We start from the raw sequence: 22,720 nt of genomic DNA, 5'->3' as shown, positions 1-22,720 counted from the left end.
CATCCTCCTACGGTTGACAACGGGCGTGGGATAAGTCTGCGACGGAACCCACGAAACTTCGTGAATGGAATAGAAACTTTCCATTGACTTTGGGACCAGGCGCCCGGAGGCACTTCGGACCACTTCGAAGCCCTGGGGCGCTACCTACATCACTGCAACGACGGAGAAAACATGCGGACGTACAGAGTGGCCATCGTGGGAACCGGCGGGATCGCGGCGGTCCATGCTGACAACCTGGCCCGGACAAACGGCAGGGCGGAGCTGGTGGCGGCATGCGACGTGGACCAGGGCCGGCTGGATGCCTTCGCGGAGAAGCACAGCATCCCTGGTACGTACCTGAGCCTGGCCGATCTTCTGGCAGAGGCCAAACCGGACATTGTCCACCTCTGCACGCCGCCCATGTTCCACATCGGCCAGGCCATCGAATGCCTCGAAGCAGGCGTCCATGTCCTCTCCGAAAAACCCCCGGCGCTAAGCCTCGCTGACTTCGACCGGCTGGAGACCGCCCAGGCAAAGGGCGGCGCCCAGTTCTCTTGCGTCTTCCAGCACCGGTTCGGGGATGCGGCAGCCGCGGCCCGCCGGCTGATTGACGGCGGTGACTTCGGCCGTCCCCTGGTGGCCCGGTGCGACACCCTCTGGTACCGGCCGGACAGCTACTGGGAACTTCCCTGGCGCGGAACCTGGGAAGCCGAGGGCGGCGGGCCCACCATGGGTCACGGCATTCACCAGTTCGATTTGCTGTTGCACCTGCTGGGTCCGTGGGAGGAAATCACCGCCATCGCCAGCCGGCAGGCACGGCCTACTTCCACTGAAGACTTGTCCGCCGCCCTGGTCCGGTTCAGTAACGGAGCCGTGGCCACCATTATCAACTCGCTGCTCTCGCCGCGGGAAACCTCGGACATCCGAATCGACTGTGAATTTGCCACTGTGGAGCTGAGCCACCTCTACGGCTACAGCACGGACAACTGGACCATTACGGCATCGCCCGGCCACGAGGACCAGGTAGGAACAGCGTGGAACGGCGAGCCCTTGGATCAGGGAAGCGGACACGCGGCCCAGTTCCTGGCCATGTATGGCGCGCTCGACGCCGGCCGCCCTCTTCCGGCCGGGGCAGACTCCGCACGGCAAACTCTGGAGTTCGCTGCCGCCCTCTACGCCTCCGCCTTTACCGGAAAATCCGTGCACCGCGGCGAGATCGTCACCGGCCACCCCTTCTACGGGGGCATGGACGGCGAAGGGCTGGGCGCGAAAGTCCTCGAGGAGACAGCCTTCAACCTGACCGCCCTCAAAGCCACCAGCGTCTGAGCCCATACCCAAGGAGGCACCACCATGACCACCCCCACAGCAGCGTCCCTTTCCGCTGTGTCCGCGGCATCACTCAGTTTCCACGACGATGGAGCGGCCCTCACCTTCACAGCCAAAGGCAGGCCTATCGCCACCTATACCTACAAGCCCACGGACGACCAGTACGAGAGTCCGCGGCCGTTCTTCCATCCGCTGACCACCCTGGGCGGGGACGAGGTGACAATTTCCCGCCCGTGGGACCACGTCTGGCATAAGGGACTTTCCTGGGCGCTGCCCAACGTGGGCAAGCACAATTTCTGGGGCGGAGCCACCTACACACGCGCCACGGAGTACGCCAACCTGGATAACAATGGTGCCATGACCCACGGATCCTTCACGGGCATCGACCAATCCGGCCCCGGCATCACGGCGTCGGAATCCCTGACCTGGACCTCGCAGGAAGGGGAACCGGTCATTGCGGAGAGCCGCCGGTTCAGCCTCCGGTTGGTGGAAGACGCTGCTACGGAGAACAGCGAAACCGAGGGGGCATACGCCATCCTCTTTGAGACCAGGATGAGCAATATCTCCGGCGAAGAGATCCGCATCGGCAGCCCCACTACGGAAGGCCGGCACAACGCCGGATATGGTGGCCTCTTTTGGCGCGGCCCCAGGTCCTTTACAGGCGGCGTGTTCCGCAACCAGGAGGATGCGGGTACGGACGAATTCATGGGCACCCGCTCGCCGTGGATCGCCTTCACCGGTACGCATGACGTCACCTGCCGGGCCTCCACCATCGCGTTCGTGGAGGACGGAAATAACCCCGGTGCACCCAACCAGTGGTTTGCCAGGTCGTCCATGTTCGCGTGCTTGGGCTCAGCCCCCTTCTTCAGCGAGGAGGTGCCCCTCCCTGAAGGTGCGCCGCTTACCTACCGCTACGCCGTGGTGATTGCCGATGGCGGTGTGGACGCCGAACGCGCCCAGGCGCTGGCGGATGCTGCGCAAGCAGCGCTTCGCGATTGGGCGTAACGGATGGCCTCAACGTTTCCAGGCGCCACTGGGCTCTCCGAAATCAGCATCTACGACTGGCCGGGCGCCGACGGTGCAGCCGGCGGGTCGCCGCACGTGCACACCGCTTCCACGGAGGCGTACGTGGTGCTCCAGGGAATCGGCAGGCTGGAGACACTTGACTCGCGCGGCTTCACCTCGACACCGTTGGCGCCTGGGGTGGTGCTTTGGTTTACCCCCGGCACCGTGCATCGCGCCATCAATGATTCGGGTGACCTGAAGGTCCTTGTAGTCATGCAGAATGCCGGGCTGCCCGAACACGGCGACGCCGTGATGACATTTCCGCCCGAGTACCTTGCGCACGCGGAAAAGTACCGGAGCGCAGCGGCGCTGGAACACAAGGACGCCGACGCTGGGCCGGACGCGGGCGAGCACGCCGCGCGCCGCCGTCGTGATTTGGCCCTGGAAGGTTACTTTGCGCTTAAGCAAGCCGTGCTGGTTTCCGGTCCGGCAGCACTGGCCGACTTCCATGCTGCCGCTGCCCGTCTGGTCTCGGACAGGACCAGCGCCTGGGCAGACGTTCTGGCGGAGGGAGCTGCCCGCCAGGCGGAAGTCACCCGGCAGCAGCTGGCCTCTCTGGACACGGCAGAAAGTATCTATCTGTCCGGTGCGCGAACTACGATGGGAAAACGGGAAAACCGCAGAATTTACGGCATGTGTGGCCGGATCCAGACGTGGGAACTTTCCGATACATAGCACCGGGCGCGTGACCCGGGTGAGAGGGCGGTTTCCGTGGTGAGCAAGCAGGACACCAGGCGCGCGACGATCAGTGAGATTGCCCGTGAAGCCGGGGTCTCGGTTCCCACCGTGTCCAAGGTGCTGAACGGGCACGCGCACGTGGCGGCAGAGACGCGTGCCCGGGTGGAGGAGATCATTGCCCGGCGCGATTATGCGCGCCGCCCTGCCAAACGCAGGCAAAAGGCCGGCCTGGTGGACCTGGTGTTTCCGGGGCTGGGCTCGGAATGGGCCCTGGAGATCATCGAGGGCGTAGAACGTGTGGCACAGGACGCCGGCTACGGGACTGTGGTCAGCAGCCTGAGCCTGGACGGCTCGCGCATCCGGCCGTGGCTGGCCAACCTCGCGGAGCGGAAATCGGATGGGCTGCTCATGGCCGTCTACCAGTTGGATGCCAAGCAAATCCAGCGGATCAAGTCCTTGGGGATACCTGTGGTGCTGATCGATCCTGTGGGCCAGCCTGGCCCGGACCTGATGACAGTGGGGGCGGCGAACTGGGAGGGTGGCTATTCGGCCACGGAACACCTTTTGCAGTTGGGGCATAAGCGGATCGCCATGATCGGCGGCCGCGAGGACCTGCAGTGCAGCAGCGCCCGCGAGGATGGCTACATCTCGGCACTGCGCCGCGCGGGCATAGCCCTGGACACGGCGTTGATGGTTCCCGGCGACTTTTCCATCGAAGCGGGCGAGGCTGCAACCCGCAAGCTGCTGGAGTTGTCGGACCGTCCGACGGCGATCTTCACCGGCAACGACGACCAGGCCTTGGGTGCGTACCGGGCTGCGCGTTCCGCCGGGCTCCGCATTCCCGAAGACTTGTCCGTCATTGGGTTTGACGACATTCCGGCGGCCGAGTGGATCGAGCCGGGGCTGACCACGATCCGGCAGCCGGTAGTGCAGATGGCCGAAACTGCCATGCGCGCCCTGCTCCGGCATCTGGATGGTGACGAGGAACTGCCGCAGCGGATCGAGCTCGGCACCGAGCTGGTGGTCCGGGGTTCCACTGCCCCGCCGGCTAAAAAGTAGTCCGCACCCTCCGACGCCCGCTCCCTTTTAGCAGCTTCTTTTAGGGTTTGTGCGCGTCCCGGATGTCCGCAGGGGTCTGGCCCTGCATCACCCAGCGGTTGCCGTCGGGATCGCTGAAGTAGGCGAACAGGACGCCGCCCAGGTCCTGGATTTCGCTGATGTCCGCGCCCCGCCTGACCAGTTCGGCCCGGACCTCGGTGATGTCCGGAACCACCAGTTGCAGTCCCTCCAGGCTGCCCGGCCTCATGGCGGTCATCCCGGTGCCGATGACTACTGATGTGGGCGAACCCGGGGGAGTCAGCTGGACCACCCTCATGCCCGGAATGTGTTCCACGTCGTGGTCCAGGACGAAGCCAAGTTTTTCGGTATAGAACGCTTTCGACCTGTCGACGTCGGAAACCGGGACCTGGACAACCTCAAGACGCATCTGCATCCGGCCACTCTATCTTTGCGGCTCACGCAAGGGAATGGGAGCCGAACAGACGGGTTTAGCCACGCGAAACCGCGAATTATGAAGCACTCACACGGTATTGCGTCGGGCTTTCCTCAAGGTCCGATCAAGACTTGCTGAATGTTGGCCGAGGACGCGCAGGACGCCCGTTTTCGGTTTCAGTTGGACCATAGGCTCATGCCGATGAGTTTGTCGGGCTTAGCAGCAGGCCCGCCAAATGTGGGGGACCCATATGGGGACCCCGTGAAAATGGGGAAAGAATGCCCGACCACGACACCCTTTTCGGGTTTGTTCCACCTGCGGCGGCACCGACGCCGCCGCGGAAACCACGCATTTCAACGTTTATTGTTGCCGGCATCACTGCACTGTTCATGCTTTTGGGCGCGCTGAGCGGCGGAGTGGGCGGAGCCCTGATTTTCCTGGGCATTTCAACCGCACTCACCGGCCTTTATGTCCTGCTTACAGGGCGGCGCTCCTGGGCCTGGCTCCCGGCGCAACGCAAGGCCGGCGCCATCGCGATCGCCGCGTCCCTCGCCCTCTTCATCGGCGGGGCCGTCGCCTTGCCGCACGTTGCCAGCGCAGACCTGGAGGCAGCCTCCTCGGAGAGCACCGCCAAGGTGGCGTCCGCCAAAGCGAGCCCAACCGCCACAGCCACGGCTTCGCCGTCGTCCACGCCCACTCCCACCGCTGACAGCACTGGTGAGCCGCTGGACCCGGAGAACCCGGCCGTCCTTGCCGCCGGCGTTACCGCCACCGCCCCCAACGCGCAGCCGGCCTACGCCACAAAGGCGGTCGATCTGTTGGCCACCCTTTCCATCAAGGGCCGGGCGCCCAAAACGGGGTATGACCGGGCGCAGTTCGGCCAGGCGTGGCTGGACGTGGACCGCAATGGCTGCGATACCCGCAACGACATCCTCCGGCGGGACCTCACCGGCATCACTTACACGAACAGTGTTCCCTGCAAAGTCCAGACAGGGACCCTGGCGGATCCCTACACGGGCAAGACCATCAGTTTTGTCCGTGGCTCGGGGACCAGCACTGTCGTGCAGATCGACCATGTGGTGGCGCTGAGCGACGCGTGGCAGAAGGGCGCGCAGCAGTTGACCACCGAGCAGCGGACGGCGTTCGCGAATGATCCGCTGAATCTCCAGGCAACGGACGGCCCCACCAACCAGCAAAAGGGCGACGGCGACGCGGCCACCTGGCTGCCCCCGAACAAGCCCTTCCGGTGTGAGTATGTGGCCCGGCAGATCTCGGTGAAGGCGACATATGGGCTGTGGGTGACACAGGCGGAGCACGACGCGATGGCCCGCATCCTCGGTGACTGCTCCGGACAGTTGGCTCCGACCAGCCAACAGTCCCCGGCTCCCGCACCGGCGGTGGCTGAACCGGCGCCTGCCGCGGCTGCTCCTGCCCCGGCTCCTGCTCCGGCGGCGGTTGCCCCCGCACCGGCACCGGTCGCTCCGGCGCCCGCGCCCGTTGTCCCGGCGGCACCTGCGCCGGCTGCACCCGCACCTGCTCCCGCCGCACCGGCACCTGCCGCCGTCTACTACGCCAACTGCACTGCGGCGAGGGCTGCGGGAGCTGCGCCGCTCTACGCCGGCCAGGCCGGCTACCGGTCCGCACTGGACCGCGACTCCGACGGCATCGCCTGCGAGTAGGCCCGTTCTTGTCCGGACTCTCCGGACACGATTTCAACACCATCACACGCATTCCTAGGGGGAATCATGAAAACAAGTCCCATGCCTGCCGCCGGCAGGTTGAAGAAGACGCTGGCTCTGGCTGTGCTTGCCGGCCTCATGCTGACGGGCTGCGGCGGCAAGCAGGCGGCGACGCAGCCTGCAGCAGCCGCAACCTCTGTTGCGCAAACGATCGAGACCGTCACCGTTCCGTCCGTGACGGGTTTGGCCCTGGACAAGGCCACGGACCAGCTGAAAGACCTTGGGTTTGAAGTTGATGCCAAGGACACGGCCCACGGCAAGTCGATCATGGTCAAGAGCAACTGGCAGGTGACCACCCAGGACCCAGCCAACGGTGCAAAGGCTGACAAGGGGTCCACGGTGCATCTCGGCGTCAAGAGCCTTGACGATATTGCGGCGGAGAAGGCTGCGGCCGACAAGGCGGCAGCTGACAAGGCCGCGGCCGAGAAGGCGGCTGCTGCTGCGAAGGCGGCCGCTGAGAAAGCCGCTGCCGACAAGGCCGCCGCCGATCAGGCAGCCGCTGCGAAGGCTGCCGCCGACCAGGCTGCGCGGGATGCAGCTGCCAAGCAGGCCGCGCAGGCTCCCGCACCTGCTCCTGTGGCAGTTCCTGCCGCACCAGCCCCCGTGCAGGCTCCGGCAGCTGCCTACTACGCCAATTGCACTGCAGCCAAGGCCGCGGGTGCGGCGCCTTTGTACAGGGGACAGGCGGGGTACAGCTCTTCCCTTGACCGCGACGGCGACGGCGTCGCCTGCGAGCGTTAGCCAGGCGGGGCAGTGCTAAGACGAGCCGCGGATCCTCCTTTCCGGAGGTATCCGCGGCTCGTGGCTTTAAGGCCCAACCGAGGGAATTGCGCTCGGGGCCGGAGATGGGGGAGGCCAGACAGCATGTGCGGCAGCACACACCAGGGAATTACGACGGCGGGAGGCCGGCGGGTGCCCCGCATGGCCGCTCCTGCCCCGGGATTCCGCGGATCTTCACCCGCTAGGGGGTCGATTTGCGGTTGGGTGTGGGGGCGGGTATTGTTTTCTGAGTCGCCGCCGCTGAAGCGGAAAGATAGCGGCAAAACCCCTTACTGAACGGCCTGGAAATGGTTCGCCTCTTGGCGTGCCGGACGCGGGTGGGGCTGGTTTTCGAGTGGAGTGGATCGCGGTAACGCTGATTTGCGAAGCTTGTTGGAACCGGGTAAGTTTGGAAAGTTGCTCCGGAGCGAGCCTGGACGTTGGTTTGGGTGGTGCCGGGTGTGTCTGTTGTTTGAGAACTCAATAGTGTGCCAAGTTTGTTGATACCGATTATGTATGTAATTGGTTGATTGTGCTGTGCCGCCACCCCGTGGTGTGCATGGTGTTTTTAGCTGGTTTCAAATTTTGTGCAGCTGTTTCTGCCGTTATTTCCGGTGGTTGTGGTTGTGTCTGTTTTTGTTTTACTTCAACGGAGAGTTTGATCCTGGCTCAGGATGAACGCTGGCGGCGTGCTTAACACATGCAAGTCGAACGATGATGCCAGCTTGCTGGTGGATTAGTGGCGAACGGGTGAGTAACACGTGAGTAACCTGCCCTTGACTCTGGGATAAGCCTGGGAAACTGGGTCTAATACCGGATATGACCTTCCATCGCATGGTGGTTGGTGGAAAGCTTTTGTGGTTTTGGATGGACTCGCGGCCTATCAGCTTGTTGGTGGGGTAATGGCCTACCAAGGCGACGACGGGTAGCCGGCCTGAGAGGGTGACCGGCCACACTGGGACTGAGACACGGCCCAGACTCCTACGGGAGGCAGCAGTGGGGAATATTGCACAATGGGCGAAAGCCTGATGCAGCGACGCCGCGTGAGGGATGACGGCCTTCGGGTTGTAAACCTCTTTCAGTAGGGAAGAAGCGTAAGTGACGGTACCTGCAGAAGAAGCGCCGGCTAACTACGTGCCAGCAGCCGCGGTAATACGTAGGGCGCAAGCGTTATCCGGAATTATTGGGCGTAAAGAGCTCGTAGGCGGTTTGTCGCGTCTGCCGTGAAAGTCCGGGGCTCAACTCCGGATCTGCGGTGGGTACGGGCAGACTAGAGTGATGTAGGGGAGACTGGAATTCCTGGTGTAGCGGTGAAATGCGCAGATATCAGGAGGAACACCGATGGCGAAGGCAGGTCTCTGGGCATTAACTGACGCTGAGGAGCGAAAGCATGGGGAGCGAACAGGATTAGATACCCTGGTAGTCCATGCCGTAAACGTTGGGCACTAGGTGTGGGGGACATTCCACGTTTTCCGCGCCGTAGCTAACGCATTAAGTGCCCCGCCTGGGGAGTACGGCCGCAAGGCTAAAACTCAAAGGAATTGACGGGGGCCCGCACAAGCGGCGGAGCATGCGGATTAATTCGATGCAACGCGAAGAACCTTACCAAGGCTTGACATGAACCGGACCGCTGCAGAAATGTGGTTTCCCCTTTGGGGCTGGTTTACAGGTGGTGCATGGTTGTCGTCAGCTCGTGTCGTGAGATGTTGGGTTAAGTCCCGCAACGAGCGCAACCCTCGTTCTATGTTGCCAGCACGTGATGGTGGGGACTCATAGGAGACTGCCGGGGTCAACTCGGAGGAAGGTGGGGACGACGTCAAATCATCATGCCCCTTATGTCTTGGGCTTCACGCATGCTACAATGGCCGGTACAAAGGGTTGCGATACTGTGAGGTGGAGCTAATCCCAAAAAGCCGGTCTCAGTTCGGATTGGGGTCTGCAACTCGACCCCATGAAGTCGGAGTCGCTAGTAATCGCAGATCAGCAACGCTGCGGTGAATACGTTCCCGGGCCTTGTACACACCGCCCGTCAAGTCACGAAAGTTGGTAACACCCGAAGCCGGTGGCCTAACCCCTTGTGGGAGGGAGCTGTCGAAGGTGGGACTGGCGATTGGGACTAAGTCGTAACAAGGTAGCCGTACCGGAAGGTGCGGCTGGATCACCTCCTTTCTAAGGAGCACCTCCAACTCTTCTGTGCTGGTGAATGCCGGTGTGGGGGGTTGTCAGGAAGCAAGCCCGCAGCATGGACGATTGTTCCGTGGCGGGTGCTCATGGGTGGAATATCAACAAATAGGTGCCTGGTGGCACGGACCGGTGTGGTTAGTACGAATGTTTTGTTCTTCTCTTCGGGGGAGGGCGGGTGTTCTGGAACGCGGCTGGTTTGGGTTGCTGGGTAGTGTTTGGCACACTGTTGGGTCCTGAGGCAACAGGGCCGGGGAGGGGTTGCTGCGGCTTTGGTCGTGGTGGTTCCTTGTCGGGTTTGTTTGTTTCTGGTTTCCCTGCCGTGACGTTCTGTGCGCCTGTTTGGGTGTGTGGGGTGTGTGGTGTGGGGTTGTTGTTTGAGAACTACATAGTGGACGCGAGCATCTTGTATAAGAAGCAATTTCCAAGATTAATGAACCTGGATCTGGCTGCGCTGTTGATGCCCTTTGGGTGTTGGGGTGTGGTTGGTTTCTGTGGTTCTCTCGAGAAATGTTTTTGATCTTTGTGGTCAAGTTTTTAAGAGCACACGGTGGATGCCTTGGCATTAGGAGCCGAAGAAGGACGTAGGAATCTGCGATAAGCCTGGGGGAGTCGATAACCGGACTGTGATCCCAGGGTGTCCGAATGGGGAAACCCCGCCGAGCGCGCGAGTGACTCGGTGACCCGTACCTGAACACATAGGGTGCGTGGGGGGAACGCGGGGAAGTGAAACATCTCAGTACCCGCAGGAAGAGAAAACAATAGTGATTCCGTTAGTAGTGGCGAGCGAACGCGGATCAGGCTAAACCGTTCCATGTGTGATAGCCGGCGGGCGTTGCATGGTCGGGGTTGTGGGACTTTCCATACCAGTTCTGCCGGGCTGGTGGGGTGTGATGTGCGCGCATAGGTGAACGGTTTTGAAAGGCCGGCCAGAGAGGGTGTTAGTCCCGTAACCGTAATGTGTTTGTACCGCCTGTGAGAGTATCCCAAGTAGTACGGGGCCCGAGAAATCCCGTGCGAATCTGTCAGGACCACCTGATAAGCCTAAATACTCCCTAATGACCGATAGCGGACCAGTACCGTGAGGGAAAGGTGAAAAGTACCCCGGGAGGGGAGTGAAACAGTACCTGAAACCGTGTGCTTACAATCCGTCGGAGCCAGTCTGATTCTGGTGACGGCGTGCCTTTTGAAGAATGAGCCTGCGAGTTAGTGTTACGTCGCGAGGTTAACCCGTGTGGGGCAGCCGTAGCGAAAGCGAGTCTGAATAGGGCGTGTGAGTGGCGTGATCTAGACCCGAAGCGAAGTGATCTACCCATGGCCAGGTTGAAGCGACGGTAAGACGTCGTGGAGGACCGAACCCACTTCAGTTGAAAATGGAGGGGATGAGCTGTGGGTAGGGGTGAAAGGCCAATCAAACTTCGTGATAGCTGGTTCTCCCCGAAATGCATTTAGGTGCAGCGTTGCGTGTTTCTTGCTGGAGGTAGAGCTACTGGATGGCTAATGGGCCCTACAAGGTTACTGACGTCAGCCAAACTCCGAATGCCGGTAAGTGAGAGCGCAGCAGTGAGACTGTGGGGGATAAGCTTCATAGTCGAGAGGGAAACAGCCCAGACCACCAACTAAGGCCCCTAAGCGTGTGCTAAGTGGGAAAGGATGTGGAGTTGCCCAGACAACCAGGAGGTTGGCTTAGAAGCAGCCACCCTTAAAAGAGTGCGTAATAGCTCACTGGTCAAGTGATTCCGCGCCGACAATGTAGCGGGGCTCAAGTACACCGCCGAAGTTGTGGCATTCACATTTTAGCTAAGCCCTTGTGGTTCAGGCGTGTGGATGGGTAGGGGAGCGTCGTGTGGGCGGTGAAGTCGCGGTGTAAACCAGCGGTGGAGCCTACACGAGTGAGAATGCAGGCATGAGTAGCGAAAGACGGGTGAGAAACCCGTCCGCCGAATGATCAAGGGTTCCAGGGTCAAGCTAATCTGCCCTGGGTAAGTCGGGACCTAAGGCGAGGCCGACAGGCGTAGTCGATGGACAACGGGTTGATATTCCCGTACCGGCGAAAAACCGCCCATGCTGAGCGGGGGATACTAACTGCCCGAAGCCTGCCCGAGCGCCCTTGTGGTGTGAGGGTTTTGGTGGAGCGCAGGACCTGATCCCGGGAGGCAAGCGTATTAACAGGTGTGACGCAGGAAGGTAGCCGAGCCGGGCGATGGTTGTCCCGGTCTAAGGATGTAGGGCGAGTGGTAGGCAAATCCGCCACTCATGGTGCCTGAGATCTGATGGGACCCCCGTTTGGGGGGATTTGGTGATCCTATGCTGCCGAGAAAAGCATCGACGCGAGGTTTTAGCCGCCCGTACCCCAAACCGACACAGGTGATCAGGTAGAGAATACCAAGGCGATCGAGAGAATTATGGTTAAGGAACTCGGCAAAATGCCCCCGTAACTTCGGGAGAAGGGGGGCCCCAACCTTGATACACCCTTTGCGGTGTGGAGGGGATCGGGGCCGCAGAGACCAGGGGGAAGCGACTGTTTACTAAAAACACAGGTCCGTGCGAAGTCGCAAGACGATGTATACGGACTGACTCCTGCCCGGTGCTGGAAGGTTAAGAGGACCGGTTAGCCGCAAGGCGAAGCTGAGAATTTAAGCCCCAGTAAACGGCGGTGGTAACTATAACCATCCTAAGGTAGCGAAATTCCTTGTCGGGTAAGTTCCGACCTGCACGAATGGAGTAACGACTTCCCCGCTGTCTCAACCATAAACTCGGCGAAATTGCAGTACGAGTAAAGATGCTCGTTACGCGCAGCAGGACGGAAAGACCCCGAGACCTTTACTATAGTTTGGTATTGGTGTTCGGAGTGGCTTGTGTAGGATAGGTGGGAGACGTTGAAGCCCGGACGCCAGTTCGGGTGGAGTCATCGTTGAAATACCACTCTGGTCACTTTGGACATCTAACTTCGGCCCGTAATCCGGGTCAGGGACAGTGCCTGATGGGTAGTTTAACTGGGGCGGTTGCCTCCTAAAAAGTAACGGAGGCGCCCAAAGGTTCCCTCAGCCTGGTTGGCAATCAGGTGTCGAGTGTAAGTGCACAAGGGAGCTTGACTGTGAGAGAGACATCTCGAGCAGGGACGAAAGTCGGGACTAGTGATCCGGCGGTACATTGTGGAATGGCCGTCGCTCAACGGATAAAAGGTACCTCGGGGATAACAGGCTGATCTTGCCCAAGAGTCCATATCGACGGCATGGTTTGGCACCTCGATGTCGGCTCGTCGCATCCTGGGGCTGGAGTAGGTCCCAAGGGTTGGGCTGTTCGCCCATTAAAGCGGTACGCGAGCTGGGTTTAGAACGTCGTGAGACAGTTCGGTCCCTATCCGCTGCGCGCGCAGGAAATTTGAGAAGGGCTGTCCTTAGTACGAGAGGACCGGGACGGACGAACCTCTGGTGTGTCAGTTGTACTGCCAAGTGCACCGCTGATTAGCTACGTTCGGATGGGATAACCGCTGAAAGCATCTAAGCGGGAAGCTCGCTTCGAGATGAGATTTCCATACACCCTCGGGTGTGAGAGGCCCCCAGCCAGACCACTGGGTTGATAGGCCGGATGTGGAAGCGAGGACTAACGACTCGTGAAGCTGACCGGTACTAATAGGCCAACAACTTACACCACACAGATACATACAAACTCTGCTTGCGTCCACTATGTGGTTCCCAACCAACAACCCCCCAACACCGGGGTTGTCACGGCACGGAACCACCACAACTGAATAACAACACCACAATGTTGTAACCACGAATCTTCCCACCCCCGAACAAAACACCGGGCGGGCGGGTACAAGGGTTACGGCGGTCATAGCGTGGGGGAAACGCCCGGTCCCATTCCGAACCCGGAAGCTAAGACCCACAGCGCCGATGGTACTGCACCCGGGAGGGTGTGGGAGAGTAGGTCACCGCCGGACACACATTGGTCGAGGCCCCAACCACCAGGTTGGGGCCTCCCACATTTAACCCACCAATCACCAAAGTATTTAACCCACCAACACCACAACGCGATCCCGCACCTGGGCCCCGTGACGCGCCATCAGCTTTCGTCCCCTCACCGCAGACGCGACACCACGTCCTGTGCGGTTATGGGTGACGCGACATCAGCTTTCCTCCCCCACCGGTGACGCGACACCACGTCCCGCGCCACGACAGAAGACTCTCACGAAGTGATGAGGCGTGGCCGGCGAACGGGCAGGATGTGATGGCGCATCCCTCGAAAACCCACAGGATGTGATGGCGCATCATGGAAAACCCGCAGGATGTGATGGCGCATCATGGAAAACCCGCAGGATGTGATGGCGCGTCACGGGCCGGAAGCATAATAGGGGGCTTCAGATTGTTGAACAATCCGAGTTTTTAGGGCATTCTTGGATGAACAGCAATCCGAGACGGAGATCACAATGCCCAGCATCGACCTGAACAGTGACGTCGGCGAGTCCTTTGGGAACTGGTCCTTCGGCGACGACGCGGCCATCTTTGAAAGCGTGTCCAGCGCCAACGTGGCCTGCGGCTTCCACGCCGGCGACCCCGTAGGCATCATGGCCACCTGCCAGGCCGCCGTGAAGGCCGGCGTCACCGTGGGCGCACACCCCGGATACCGGGACCTGGCCGGCTTCGGCCGGCGCTTCGTGGACATGACCCCGGCCGAGCTGACCGCCGATGTGGTCTACCAGATCGGCGCAGTCCAGGCCGTGGCCCTCGCCGCCGGCACTGCCGTCCGCTACGTCAAGCCGCACGGCGCGCTCTACAACACCATCGTCACCCACCCGAAGCAGGCTGGGGCCATTGTGGCAGCCATCCTCGCAGTGGACCCCACCCTGCCCCTTATGGTGCTCCCCAACTCCGAGATCCAGCGCCAGGCCGAAGCCGCGGGCCTGCGGACCGTGGCCGAGGCCTTCGCTGACCGTGCCTACAACCCGGACGGCACCCTGGTCTCCCGGCGCGAACCCGGCGCCGTGCTGCACAAGGTGGAGGACGTCGTCGAGCACGTACTGCGCCTGGCCGGGGATGGCGTAGTCCGCGCCATCGACGGATCGCTGGTTCCCGTCCACGCCGAAAGCATCTGCCTGCACGGTGACACCCCCGGTGCCGTGGCAATGGCTGCCGCCGTCCGTGCCGCATTGGTGGACGCCGGCATCCGGATCGAAAGCTTCGCCTAGCATGGCCGCCACGCAGCAGCAGCGCACCGCCACTGCCCCGCGCCCGGAGCTGACCGGGATCCGGCGCGCGGGTGACCGGGCCATCCTGGTGGAGCTGTCCTCCCTCGATGCCGTCCTCAGCCTCCAGGCGCAGCTGACCGCACACCCGCAGCCGGGCCAGATCGACGTCATCGCAGCCGCATCAACCGTCCTTGTCACCGCGGATTCGGCCCAAGCAGTCCAGGCGCTGGCCGCGCACGTCCGCGGGCTGGACCTTGAGGCGCCAGCGGACACCGAGAGCGCGCTGGTCACCATCGACGTGGTGTACGACGGCGAGGACCTGGACGAGGTGGCGTCGCTCACCGGACTGGGCCGTGAGGGAGTGGTGGCCGCGCATGCCGGCCAGCTCTGGACCGCAGCCTTTGCCGGATTCGCACCGGGCTTCGCCTACCTCAGCGGCGAAAACCCCAGCCTCGAAGTCCCGCGGCGCCGATCCCCGCGCACGGCCGTGCCCGCCGGCGCTGTGGCCTTGGGCGGCTCGTACTCGGCCGTCTACCCGCGGCAGTCGCCGGGCGGCTGGCAGTTGATCGGCCGGACCGAAGCCGCCATGTGGGACCTGGACCGGGAAAATCCCGCCCTCATCCGCCCCGGCGATACCGTCCGCTTCAAGGCCGTCCGCAGCCACGCCATCGTGACGGAACGGCCCAAAGTCCCCGCCAACCGGACGGCAGAGCACCAGGGGCACGCAGGCCTTGCCGTCCGCAAACCGGGGCTGCAGGCCACCGTCCAGGACCTGGGCCGGCCGGGCTTCGCCTCGCTGGGTGTCAGCAGCGCCGGCGCCATGGACCGCGGAGCCCTCCGCCGCGCCAACCGCCTGGTGGGCAACGCCGAAGGCGCAGCCGGCATCGAACTCCTCTTCGGCGGCCTCGAACTCGAGGCCCTCACCGACCAGGTCCTGGCCGTCGCCGGAGCGGCCGTCCCGCTGCAGATCACACCGGGGGCAGACTCAAAAGAGGACATCCAGCGGACGACGGCGGCGCGGCACCCAGCGTGCGACGCCCCCTTCGCGCTGTTGGCGGGGGAGAGGTTGACCGTGGGCACCCCCACGGCAGGGCTCCGCTCCTACATCGGCGTCCGCGGTGGACTCGGTGGCCCCGATGCTCTCGGCAGCCGCTCCACGGACACCATGTCAGGGATCGGCCCCGAGCTGCTCGAAGCGGGAACCATCCTGCCGGTGCACGCCGCCAAACCGGGCAGCGTGGTGGGCCACCCGGAAGTGTCCCCCCTTCCGATTCAGGACGGGGCAACCGTGCTGCGGGTGGTCCCCGGACCCCGGCAGGACTGGTTCAGCACCGACACGCTGCAGGACTTCCTGGCCCAGGAATGGACCGTCACGCCAAAGTCCAACCGGATCGGTCTGCGCCTCAACGGCCAGCCGCTCAGCCGCAGCCGGGACGGCGAACTCGCCAGCGAAGGAACCGTCCGCGGCGCCGTGCAGGTGCCGCCGGAAGGCCAGCCCGTCCTGTTCCTCTCCGACCACCCGGTGACCGGCGGGTACCCGGTGATTGCCGTCGTCGTCCATGCCGACCTGGACAAGGCCGCCCAGCTTCCCCCGGGCACAACCGTCCGGTTCACCGCCGCAGCTCCTCCGGCAGAACTGCCCGAAACACCTAAGGAAAGCCCCCATGCGTAAAGTCCTCATTGCCAACCGCGGCGAAATTGCCGTCCGGATCGCCCGGGCCTGCGACGATGCAGGCCTGGAAAGCGTGGCCGTCTACGCCGACCCGGACGCCGACGCGCTGCACGTCTCCGCCGCCACCGAGGCCTACTCGCTGTCAGGCTCCCGCCCCCAGGAAACCTACCTGGACATCGACAAAATCCTCGCCGTTGCGGCGAAAAGCGGCGCCGACGCCGTCCACCCCGGCTACGGCTTCCTGTCCGAGAACGCCGGCTTCGCCCAGGCCGTAATCGACGCCGGCCTGACCTGGATCGGCCCCTCCCCGGAGACCATCCGGCTGCTGGGCGACAAGGTCAGCGCCCGCGAGGTGGCGGTCCGGGCCGGCGCCCCGCTGGCACCCGGCAGCGACGGACCGGTGGCCAGCGCCGCAGAGGTCCGCGCCTTCGCCGAAAAGGTGGGCCTTCCCGTGGCCATCAAGGCGGCGTTCGGCGGCGGCGGGCGTGGCCTCAAGGTGGTCCGGGACCAGGCCGACATCGAGGAAAGCTTCGACTCCGCGGTCCGCGAATCCCTGGCCGCCTTCGGCCGGAGCGAATGCTACGTGGAGAAGTTTTTGGACCGGCCGCGCCACGTGGAGGCCCAGGTCATCGCGGACACGCACGGCAACGTGGTGGTGGTGGGCACCCGCGACTGTTCGCTGCAGCGCCGCCACCAGAAACTCGTGGAGGAAGCCCCCGCCCCCTTCCTCACCGCTGAGCAGCGGGCCGCCATCCACGCCTCGGCCAAGGCCATTTGCCGCGAAGCGGGCTACGTCGGTGCCGGCACCGTGGAGTACCTGCTGGACGGCACGGGCTTCCTGAGCTTCCTGGAGGTCAACACCCGCCTGCAGGTGGAGCATCCCATCACCGAGGAGACCTCCGGGGTGGACCTGGTGGCCGCCCAGCTGTCCATCGCGGCGGGGGAGAAGCTTCCCATCCTCGAGGACCCGGAGCCGCGCGGGCACGCCTTTGAGTTCCGCATCAACGCCGAGGACCCGGGCCGCGGCTTCCTGCCGTCCCCCGGCACCGTAGCAACCTTCGAAGCCCCCACCGGTCCCGGGATCCGGGTGGACACCGGCGTCCGTTCGGGCTCGGTGGTCCCCGGGCAGTTCGATTCCCTGCTGGCCAAACTCGTGGTGACCGGGGCGGACCGCCAGCAGGCGCTCCGCCGTGCCCGCCGCGCCCTGCGGGAGTTCCGCATCGGCGGCCTGGCCACCGTGCTGCCGTTCCACCGCGCGGTGGTGGACGCGCCGGACTTCACCCGGACGGACACGCTGGGCGTCTACACCACCTGGATCGAAAACGAATTCACCACCGCCCTTGAGGCGGATCCGGCCTTCAGTCCCGCCGCGCCGGAGGAGCCCCGCCGGACCATCGGCATCGAGGTGGACGGCAAGCGGATGGAGCTGGGACTCCCCAAGGCGCTGCTGGATTCCCTGCTCGACGGCGGCGGCAGGGGACGCGCAGCGGCTCCGCAGGACGGCGGGGAGGCCGCGGTGGAGAAGAACGACGGCGACCTGCTGGCCACCATGGCCGGCACCGTGGTCAAGTGGCTGGCTGAGCCCGGGGCCAGCGTCGAGGAAGGCGAAGCGGTGCTGGTGCTCGAAGCCATGAAGATGGAGACGGCCGTGGCCGCCCACCGCGCCGGCACCGTCGGTGAGCTGTACGCGGCGGCCGGAGACGCCGTCGGGCCCGGGCAGGTGCTCACCACCATTTCCTGAACGCACCTCACGAGGGCATCCGCGCGAACACGCGGCACACCGCCAGGCTGAACCAGAGCTGGAGGTCGTGGAACCTGTCCCGGAGCAGGTGGCCGGTGAAGAGCCCTGACGGCTCCTGGTGCGCGGCCAGCCAGTCGCGCGCCTGGCCGGTTTTTTCCGTTCGAAGGCCGGGGCGGATGATGCTGATCGCGTCGAGGGCGGAAACGAGGTCCGTCATCCAGAAGGGAAAGCAGAACTCGGTCCAGTCGGAGACGCGGCCCTTATCAGGATAGGCGTCCGGCTCGAAGAAGCGGCCCGCCAGCATTTCCGCGGCCTTCTGTGCGGAGGTGCTTGCGCGGTGCGCGGGATGGGCCGCGTAGGCCCTGAGCACCACCCCGGTGATCAGGTGCGAGAACGGCTGCGACGGATCGCCGGTGATGGTCTGCGGCTCGTCCAGCGCGTCCAGCTTCCTCCCCCGGGTGCGGAGGGGAAGGGCCCAGCCGCCGTCGTCCTGCCGCGACGCCTCAAGCCAGCTGAACGCGCGTTCCACGCGCGGGTGGTCGCCGTACCCCGCTTTGCACAGGAGCCCGATGAGGGCCGCCGTGTAGTTGGGAGACACCTGGTTGCCGTAAATCCCCCGAAGGTCACCTGGCTCGGACTGGTGTGAAAGCACATAACCGCCGGCCGCGGCGATGGCCGGATGCCGGCGGGTGAGCCCGAACATCTCCACGAGGAACCCGAGTTGCCGGTAGGTCTCCAGCAGGTCGTAATCCATGCGGTCCCGGGGCCGTCTTCCCGGATAGGCCCACGACCCATCCGCCGCCTGGTGCCGCAGGATCCGGCGCGGGACCGGAAGGTCCCAGAGTGCCTCATCGGCCGCCGGGGCGGCCGGCAGCCCTCCCGGTCCGGGGACCAGCTCGCGGACGGCCCAGGAGCGCACGGCGGGGTGACCGCTGGACAGCAGCGGGGCGATCGGGTCGAACCGGAGGCCGTCAAGCCACGTCATGGTCACCATGATGGCGGAATACGTCCGGTGCGGACAGGGCACCGCTGTCCTGCCCGATATCGTGGTGCCATGACGTTTGACGAGGTACTGGCTGATCTCCAAGCCCAGGCCAGGACCACAAAGCACGCCGAAACGGGCCTATGGGTGGCCGCCCAGCTGCGCAGCCGCATCGCCGCCGGGCAGCTGGCTCCCGGATCAAAGCTCGCCGAGGAAGCCCTCCGCGAGGCCCTCGGCGTGTCCCGCAACACCCTGCGGGAAGCATTCACGGCGCTCCATGCCGAACACATCGTGACCCGCATCCCCAACCGTGGTGTGTTCGTGGCCCACCCCACGGCAGACGACATCCGCGAAATCTACCGGGTGCGCCGGTTCCTGGAGCCCGCGGCGGTCCTGTGGTCCGGCGATGCCCCGCTGGAGCCCCTGGCGGCAATCATCAAGGCCGCCAGGGCGGCTGCCGCCGACGGCGACATCCCCGGCATGGCCAGCGCCAACCAGGACTTCCACCGCGCCATCGTTGACCGCTCCGGCAGCGAGCGGCTCAACAGCCTCATGGACCAGGTGCTGGCCGAGATGCGCCTGGTGTTCCACTCGATGGCGGCCAACCCTGCCTTCCACGAGCCCTACGTGGAGGACAACGCCCGGATCGTGGACCTCCTGGAAGCCGGCGAACTGGCCGCGGCAGCGGACTTCCTGGCCGCCTACCTGGACCGCGCGGAAGCGCAGCTGCTCGCCGCCGTCGGCCGCTAGCCAACCCTTCCCCAAAAAAGGGGGTTGCAGGATTGTTGAACAAAAAGCTATGCTTTAGATCACACCGTTGTTCTGCAGCTCACTTAACCCTGCAGCCCTAACGTGTCCGGGGCTCCCGCCCCTCGGCGCCGTCACTCCCACCACTACACTCACGGACGCGCCGGCCCCCACTTTCGCAGACCCGTCACGGGTCCCCTGGGAAGGGATAATCATGCTTGTACTCATCGGGGTGCTGCTGGTGATCGTTGGCTTCGCCATCCGCCTGAACCCCCTGATTGTCGTCACCGTTGCGGGCATCGTCACCGCACTTCTGGGCGGCATGAACCCCGCGCAGATCCTCGACTCGTTCGGAACCGGTTTTGCCAGCAGCCGCTCGGTCACCATCTTCGTGGCCGTGCTGCCCGTGGTGGGAATCATCGAGTTCTTCGGGCTGCAGGAACAGGCCAAGGTCCTCATCGGCCGGCTCGCCAAGCTGACGGCAGGTCGGGTCCTGATCGGCTACCTGGCCGTCCGCCAGATCACCGCCGCCGTCGGCCTGAACAGCATCGGCGGCCACGCCCAGACCGTCCGCCCGCTGGTGTTCCCCATGGCCGAAGGCGCAGCGCTGCGCCGCTACGGGCACGTCCCGGACAAGATCAGCGAGAAGATCAAGGGCCACTCCGCCGGCGCGGACAACGTGGGCGTGTTCTTCGGCGAGGACGTGTTCGTCGCCGTCGGCTCCATTCTGCTGATCACCACGTTCGTGGACACCACGTACCACCTGCACCTGGAACCGCTCCAGCTGGCCCTCTGGGCCATCCCCACCGCCATTGCGGCCTTCCTCATCCACGGCTTCCGGCTCCTGCGCCTGGACAAGCAGCTGGACAAGGAATACCGCGAATACGAGCTCACCGCCCAGAAGGAAACCGCAGGAGAAGCGAAATGATCAACGTTGAAGCCGTCTACTGGCTGATCGGCCTTCTGTTCGTCGCCTGGGCATCACTCATTGCCGCCGACACCAACCACCCCCGCCGCTGGGGCAGCTCCTCCTTCTGGGGCCTGCTGGGCCTGTGCTTCTTCTACAGCACCTGGGTCCAGGCCGGCACGGCGCCCGGCTGGATCCTGGGCATCGCCGTCCTGGTCCTGGTGGTGCTGGCCTCCACCGGCCTGCTGGGCCACGGCAAGCACCGCACCTCCACCGGCCACGAGCGCGAGGCCTTCGCCAAGCGCTTCGGCAACAAGCTCTTCATCCCGGCCCTGACGCTGCCCCTGGTCACCGTCATCCTGGTGCTCGCAGCCCCGCTGCTGTCCATCGGCGGCACCCCGCTGCTGGACCCCAAGAACACCACGCTGGTAGCCCTGGCCATTGGCGCCGTGGCTGCCGTCGTCGTGGCCCTGGTGATCCTCAAGCCCAAGAACCCGGCCACGCCCATCTTCGAAAGCCGCCGGATCCTCGAATCCATCGGCTGGGCCGCGCTGCTGCCCCAGATGCTCACCACGCTGGGCATCCTCTTCACCAAAGCCGGCGTGGGCACCGCCGTGGGCACGCTCGCCTCCGGCCTGCTGCCCAAGGGCTCACTGATCGCCGGCGTGCTGGTCTACTGCATCGGCATGTTCCTGTTCACCGTGCTGATGGGCAACGGCTTCGCTGCGTTCCCCATCATGACCGCTGCCATCGGCTGGCCCGTGCTGGTGGAGACGTTCCACGGTGACCCCGCGATCGTCTTCGCGATCGGCATGCTGGCCGGCTTCTGCGGCACGCTCTGCACGCCCATGGCAGCCAACTTCAACCTGGTGCCGTCCGCGCTGCTGGAAATGGACAACAAATACGGCGTCATCGCCGCACAGGTGGGCACGGCCATCCCGCTGCTGGCGGTGAACATCGCGCTGATGTACTTCCTGGCCTTCCACTAACCCTTCCGCAGACCCTGCCATTCAAAGGAGCATGATGGACAACGATCTTCGCGCACAGGCGGCACCGGACTACGCGGCCGTGGTGCTGGGCAACCTTTCCGAGCCCTTCCCGCACTCGGCCCACCACACCCAGGTGTCAGCCGACGACCGGCCAACCCCCGAGCAGATCCACCCCGCCTTCTATACCTCCTTCGACTGGCACTCCTGCGTGCACATGCACTGGCTGGGGGTGAGCCTGGTGGGCGGCACTCCCGGGTCACCCTTTGCTGGGACTACCGCGGCAGGAGCGTCCGACGGCGGCACGGCGGCTTGGGTGGATGCCGCCACCGAGGCGTCGCTCCGGGCAGCCCTGGGCGCCAACCTGACCCCGGCCAAGCTGGCAGTGGAACGGGACTACCTGCTGGCCAACCCGTCCTGGGAGCGGCCCTACGGCTGGGCCTGGCTGATGCGGCTGGCCGCCACCTGCTCCGCCTCCCCGGATGCGGAGATCCGCCAATGGGGAACCGCTTTGGAACCCCTGGTGGATGCCGTGGCGGAGCTCAGCGCCGCCTGGATGGCCAAGGCGCAGTATCCCGTCCGGCACGGGCTGCACACCAACGCCGCGTTCGGTGTGGGGTACATGCTGGATGCCTTCCGCTCCCTGGGCAGGGTTGATGCCGCCAAAGCGTGCGAGGACGCGGCGCGCACCTGGTTTGCCGATGACCGCGGCTGGCCGGGCGACTGGGAGCTCAGCGGCCAGGACTTCCTCTCCGCGGGCCTGAGCGAGGCGGACCTGATGCGCCGCGTGCTTTCCGCGGACGAGTTCGCCGGGTGGTTCGCGGGGTTCCTGCCGGAGCTGTCCACCGCATCGCGCATCCTGCAGCCGGTGAGCGTGACGGATGAGACCGACGGCTACCTGGTGCACCTGCACGGACTGAACCTGACCCGCGCGGGACAGGTGGCACGGATCATCGCCACGCTTCGTCAATCCAGCGGCCCGGAAGCCGCGGCCGCCGCGGCCGTGCTGTCCGACGCGCTGGACCCGCTCGTGAAGGCCGGGCTGTCCGGACTGGAAAGCGGGGACTTCATGTCCACGCACTGGCTGGCCAGCTTCGCGTGGGATGCGCTGGGATCGGTGGCTGAACTCGACTGATTCCCGGGCTGGCGTGGCGCCCTCACCAGTCACACTCCGTTCGGAGCGTCTGGTGGGTGCATGCCACGCCGGTGGCGGGCTAGTCTTGCATCACCACGCGCGAGTGCGTGACCTGGGAGCAGCGGGCAGGGTTGTAATGA

The 22,720-nt window shown here is 64.3% G+C and carries 15 protein-coding genes and 3 rRNA genes; 16 read left to right on the top strand and 2 right to left on the bottom strand.

Annotated elements, in window-relative coordinates; translation table 11 throughout:
* Positions 1–171 precede the first annotated feature (171 nt).
* From AC6JAM_RS03890 to AC6JAM_RS03875, 4 genes are read left to right on the top strand one after another with little or no spacing between them, the layout of a single operon-like run.
* Positions 172–1,305 carry a Gfo/Idh/MocA family protein gene (locus AC6JAM_RS03890; protein WP_497934108.1) on the top strand — a complete coding sequence of 378 codons (1,134 nt, stop codon included), beginning with the start codon at positions 172–174 and terminating at the stop codon, positions 1,303–1,305.
* A gap of 24 nt (positions 1,306–1,329) precedes the next feature.
* On the top strand, positions 1,330–2,310 hold the full coding sequence (locus AC6JAM_RS03885; protein WP_478222268.1) for a DUF6807 domain-containing protein: 981 nt from the start codon (positions 1,330–1,332) through the stop codon (positions 2,308–2,310).
* A gap of 3 nt (positions 2,311–2,313) precedes the next feature.
* Positions 2,314–3,045, top strand: a complete 732-nt coding sequence (locus AC6JAM_RS03880; RefSeq protein ID WP_018771324.1) for a cupin domain-containing protein — start codon at positions 2,314–2,316, stop codon at positions 3,043–3,045.
* 36 nt (positions 3,046–3,081) lie between these two features.
* Positions 3,082–4,107 (top strand): LacI family DNA-binding transcriptional regulator, encoded by a 1,026-nt coding sequence (locus AC6JAM_RS03875; protein WP_018771323.1) that lies wholly within the window; start codon positions 3,082–3,084, stop codon positions 4,105–4,107.
* Positions 4,108–4,147: 40 nt separating this feature from the next.
* Here AC6JAM_RS03875 and AC6JAM_RS03870 read toward each other — a convergent pair whose 3' ends face one another.
* The gene (locus tag AC6JAM_RS03870) at positions 4,148–4,540 is read right to left on the bottom strand and encodes a VOC family protein (protein WP_478222267.1); all 393 of its coding nucleotides are present in this window, start codon (positions 4,538–4,540) and stop codon (positions 4,148–4,150) included.
* Between the two features lie 278 nt (positions 4,541–4,818).
* On the opposite strand from AC6JAM_RS03870, the gene AC6JAM_RS03865 reads away from it, so the two are divergent.
* The 8 genes from AC6JAM_RS03865 (at position 4,819) to AC6JAM_RS03830 (ending at position 17,823) form a co-directional block, all read left to right on the top strand.
* The gene (locus AC6JAM_RS03865; RefSeq protein WP_497934106.1) at positions 4,819–6,219 is read left to right on the top strand and encodes a GmrSD restriction endonuclease domain-containing protein; all 1,401 of its coding nucleotides are present in this window, start codon (positions 4,819–4,821) and stop codon (positions 6,217–6,219) included.
* 66 nt (positions 6,220–6,285) lie between these two features.
* A complete protein-coding gene (locus tag AC6JAM_RS03860; RefSeq protein WP_497934105.1) occupies positions 6,286–7,020 on the top strand; it encodes an excalibur calcium-binding domain-containing protein in 735 nt (244 codons plus the stop codon).
* A 664-nt stretch (positions 7,021–7,684) separates the two neighbouring features.
* Positions 7,685–9,207: ribosomal RNA gene (locus AC6JAM_RS03855) — 16S ribosomal RNA — on the top strand.
* A gap of 539 nt (positions 9,208–9,746) precedes the next feature.
* A 23S ribosomal RNA gene (locus tag AC6JAM_RS03850) occupies positions 9,747–12,876 on the top strand.
* Positions 12,877–13,048: 172 nt separating this feature from the next.
* Positions 13,049–13,165: ribosomal RNA gene (gene rrf, locus AC6JAM_RS03845) — 5S ribosomal RNA — on the top strand.
* Together the 16S, 23S and 5S rRNA genes form the textbook arrangement of a ribosomal RNA operon.
* Positions 13,166–13,651: 486 nt before the next feature.
* Positions 13,652–14,410 carry a LamB/YcsF family protein gene (locus AC6JAM_RS03840; protein WP_497934104.1) on the top strand — a complete coding sequence of 253 codons (759 nt, stop codon included), beginning with the start codon at positions 13,652–13,654 and terminating at the stop codon, positions 14,408–14,410.
* A 1-nt stretch (position 14,411) separates the two neighbouring features.
* Positions 14,412–16,082: a 5-oxoprolinase subunit B/C family protein gene (locus AC6JAM_RS03835; RefSeq protein WP_497934103.1), complete on the top strand. Its 1,671-nt coding sequence runs from the start codon at positions 14,412–14,414 to the stop codon at positions 16,080–16,082.
* Positions 16,075–17,823, top strand: a complete 1,749-nt coding sequence (locus AC6JAM_RS03830; protein ID WP_497934102.1) for an acetyl/propionyl/methylcrotonyl-CoA carboxylase subunit alpha — start codon at positions 16,075–16,077, stop codon at positions 17,821–17,823. The genes AC6JAM_RS03835 and AC6JAM_RS03830 overlap by 8 nt, the downstream gene beginning before the upstream one ends.
* Positions 17,824–17,830: 7 nt before the next feature.
* Here AC6JAM_RS03830 and AC6JAM_RS03825 read toward each other — a convergent pair whose 3' ends face one another.
* Positions 17,831–18,808: a prenyltransferase/squalene oxidase repeat-containing protein gene (locus tag AC6JAM_RS03825; RefSeq protein WP_497934101.1), complete on the bottom strand. Its 978-nt coding sequence runs from the start codon at positions 18,806–18,808 to the stop codon at positions 17,831–17,833.
* 69 nt (positions 18,809–18,877) lie between these two features.
* Between AC6JAM_RS03825 and AC6JAM_RS03820 the strand changes: the two genes are divergently transcribed.
* The 4 genes from AC6JAM_RS03820 to AC6JAM_RS03805 all read left to right on the top strand — a co-directional run bounded on the left by AC6JAM_RS03820 (position 18,878) and on the right by AC6JAM_RS03805 (position 22,580).
* Entirely contained in the window at positions 18,878–19,555 is a 678-nt protein-coding gene (locus AC6JAM_RS03820) for a GntR family transcriptional regulator (RefSeq protein WP_056393210.1), read from the top strand.
* Between the two features lie 211 nt (positions 19,556–19,766).
* Positions 19,767–20,480 carry a DUF969 domain-containing protein gene (locus tag AC6JAM_RS03815; RefSeq protein WP_018770559.1) on the top strand — a complete coding sequence of 238 codons (714 nt, stop codon included), beginning with the start codon at positions 19,767–19,769 and terminating at the stop codon, positions 20,478–20,480.
* Positions 20,477–21,448 (top strand): DUF979 domain-containing protein, encoded by a 972-nt coding sequence (locus AC6JAM_RS03810; protein WP_018770558.1) that lies wholly within the window; start codon positions 20,477–20,479, stop codon positions 21,446–21,448. The genes AC6JAM_RS03815 and AC6JAM_RS03810 overlap by 4 nt, the downstream gene beginning before the upstream one ends.
* Positions 21,449–21,482: 34 nt before the next feature.
* The gene (locus AC6JAM_RS03805; protein ID WP_497934100.1) at positions 21,483–22,580 is read left to right on the top strand and encodes a DUF2891 family protein; all 1,098 of its coding nucleotides are present in this window, start codon (positions 21,483–21,485) and stop codon (positions 22,578–22,580) included.
* Positions 22,581–22,720: the final 140 nt, after the last annotated feature.

The sequence above is a fragment of the Arthrobacter sp. GmRoot5-12 genome (genome assembly GCF_059739365.1).
The sequence above is the reverse complement of the archived record's forward strand: the minus strand, read 5'-3'. Positions and strand labels throughout refer to the sequence as shown.

Excerpts from the sequence above, each read along its gene's own strand:
- AC6JAM_RS03890 (WP_497934108.1), top strand. The coding sequence starts at position 172 with ATGCGGACGTACAGAGTGGCCATCGTGGGAACCGGCGGGATCGCGGCG.
- AC6JAM_RS03885 (WP_478222268.1), top strand. The coding sequence starts at position 1,330 with ATGACCACCCCCACAGCAGCGTCCCTTTCCGCTGTGTCCGCGGCATCA.
- AC6JAM_RS03880 (WP_018771324.1), top strand. The coding sequence starts at position 2,314 with ATGGCCTCAACGTTTCCAGGCGCCACTGGGCTCTCCGAAATCAGCATC.
- AC6JAM_RS03870 (WP_478222267.1), bottom strand. The coding sequence starts at position 4,540 with ATGCAGATGCGTCTTGAGGTTGTCCAGGTCCCGGTTTCCGACGTCGAC.
- AC6JAM_RS03865 (WP_497934106.1), top strand. The coding sequence starts at position 4,819 with ATGCCCGACCACGACACCCTTTTCGGGTTTGTTCCACCTGCGGCGGCA.
- AC6JAM_RS03860 (WP_497934105.1), top strand. The coding sequence starts at position 6,286 with ATGAAAACAAGTCCCATGCCTGCCGCCGGCAGGTTGAAGAAGACGCTG.
- AC6JAM_RS03840 (WP_497934104.1), top strand. The coding sequence starts at position 13,652 with ATGCCCAGCATCGACCTGAACAGTGACGTCGGCGAGTCCTTTGGGAAC.
- AC6JAM_RS03835 (WP_497934103.1), top strand. The coding sequence starts at position 14,412 with ATGGCCGCCACGCAGCAGCAGCGCACCGCCACTGCCCCGCGCCCGGAG.
- AC6JAM_RS03830 (WP_497934102.1), top strand. The coding sequence starts at position 16,075 with ATGCGTAAAGTCCTCATTGCCAACCGCGGCGAAATTGCCGTCCGGATC.
- AC6JAM_RS03825 (WP_497934101.1), bottom strand. The coding sequence starts at position 18,808 with ATGACGTGGCTTGACGGCCTCCGGTTCGACCCGATCGCCCCGCTGCTG.
- AC6JAM_RS03820 (WP_056393210.1), top strand. The coding sequence starts at position 18,878 with ATGACGTTTGACGAGGTACTGGCTGATCTCCAAGCCCAGGCCAGGACC.
- AC6JAM_RS03815 (WP_018770559.1), top strand. The coding sequence starts at position 19,767 with ATGCTTGTACTCATCGGGGTGCTGCTGGTGATCGTTGGCTTCGCCATC.
- AC6JAM_RS03810 (WP_018770558.1), top strand. The coding sequence starts at position 20,477 with ATGATCAACGTTGAAGCCGTCTACTGGCTGATCGGCCTTCTGTTCGTC.
- AC6JAM_RS03805 (WP_497934100.1), top strand. The coding sequence starts at position 21,483 with ATGGACAACGATCTTCGCGCACAGGCGGCACCGGACTACGCGGCCGTG.